General features: G+C 77.3%; 1 protein-coding gene. It reads right to left on the bottom strand.

What is annotated here, in order from left to right; genetic code table 11:
- Positions 1–1,630: AfsR/SARP family transcriptional regulator (locus tag BHU15_RS36635; protein WP_069631031.1), on the bottom strand; the 1,630-nt coding region annotated here is incomplete at both ends.

Raw genomic sequence — 1,630 nt, forward strand, 5'->3', positions numbered from 1 at the left:
AGCAGACGGGTGCGGGCGCGGAGCAGCGTCGGGTGGTCCGTGAGGTGGAGGGCCGCCGTCGTCTCCAGGCAGCAGCAGGCCTCGTACAGCAGGTCGTGGGGTGGGTCCGGCAAGGCGTGCAGGGCGCGGAGGGCTCCGGCCTCGTCGCCCGTGGACAGTGCCGCCAGCGGGGTGATCCAGGGGAGGTACGGGCCCCAGTCCGCACGCGGGTCGACCGCCTCGGGTGTCGGCACGGCGGGGCCGTCGGTGAAGTGCAGGGACAGCAGCGCCAGCGGCAGCAGGCCCGACGCCAGGCCCGGCATGCCGGCGGACGGGAGGTCGGTGGCGGCCGTTTCGTACGCCGCCCTCGCCCCGGCCGGGTCCCCCGACGCGGACAGCCGCAGCGCGCCGTACCACTCGGTGAACACCCCCACCAGCGGCCGTTCGTGGAGCGCGCCCAGGCGGTCAGCGGCCTCCGCGTGGGTGTCCGCCGCCCGGAAGTCGCCCAGCGCGCCGAGTGCCTGAAGGCGGATCAGATGGCCGAGCACCTCGTAGGTGACCAGGCCGTGCCGCGCCCCCAACTCGACCAGTTCCGCGCCTACTTCGGCGCGGCGCGGTGCGAGGCCGGCCCGCGTGAAGGACTGCATGAACGTCCCGTTCAGCGCGAACGCCAGCAGCGCCGGATCGTCGAGGCCCCGCGCGATCGTCTCCGCCCGCGCCGCCGCCTGCGGTCCGCGCGCGGAGTGTGAGCCGCGCATCTCCACCGCCACCGTCGCCAGCAGCCGGCAGCGCACCGCCTCGTACCCCTCGCCCGGCGGCAACGCGGCCAGGGTGCGTTCGGCGGCGGCGACGATCTGCCGCGCCAGTTCCGGATCGTCGGAGCGCGTCCAGATCGCGGGGACGTCGTACGCGCCGATCACCCGGCCGGTCAGCTCCGCGTCACCGAACTCCTCGGCCGCCCGGATCGCCGCCAGCCGCTGCTCGCGCGCCGCCGTCAGCCCGCCGCCCCCGGTCACCGCGAGATCGCGGAGCAGGCCCACGGTCGTCTCCAGGCGGGCGCGGGCGCCGGCCGCGACCGTGCGGTCGTACGCCGCCGCCGCCCGCGTCCACAGCTCCGACGCACGCTCCGGGACCCCTGCGTCGATCGCCGGATCCTGCGCCAGCACGTCCGCCTCCAGCCGCCGCAGCCCCGGCCCCGGATCCAGCCCGAGCTGTTCCACCAGCGTCGACCGGGCCCGGCGCAGGACCGCGAGGGCGTCAGCCTGGCGGCCCGTCCGGTACAGCGCCAGTGCCAGCAGCCGCCACGCGTCCTCGCGCCAGGGGTGGTCGGTCAGATGCGCGTCCAGGTCGGGGACCGCTTCCGCGGCGCGGCCGGTGGCGAGCTGTGCCTCGGCCCTGCGCTCGACGGACTGGAGCCGCAGTTCGGCCAGCCGGGCGCGTTCGCCCCGTACCCACTCCTCCCGCGCGAAGTCGGCGTACGCGGGCCCCCGCCACATCCCCAGCGCCTCGTCGAGCCGCCGCAGCGCCCGCTCGGGCGCCAGGGCCGCCGCCTCGGCGACGGCCGTCTCGAAGCGCCAGGCGTCGACGCCGTCCGGCGCGGCGCGCAGCGCGTACCCGGGGCCGTCGGTGACCAGCAGCCGGGCGGGGGCAC

Source organism: Streptomyces niveus (genome assembly GCF_001723055.1).
GTDB classification, from domain to species: Bacteria; Actinomycetota; Actinomycetes; order Streptomycetales; family Streptomycetaceae; genus Streptomyces; species Streptomyces niveus.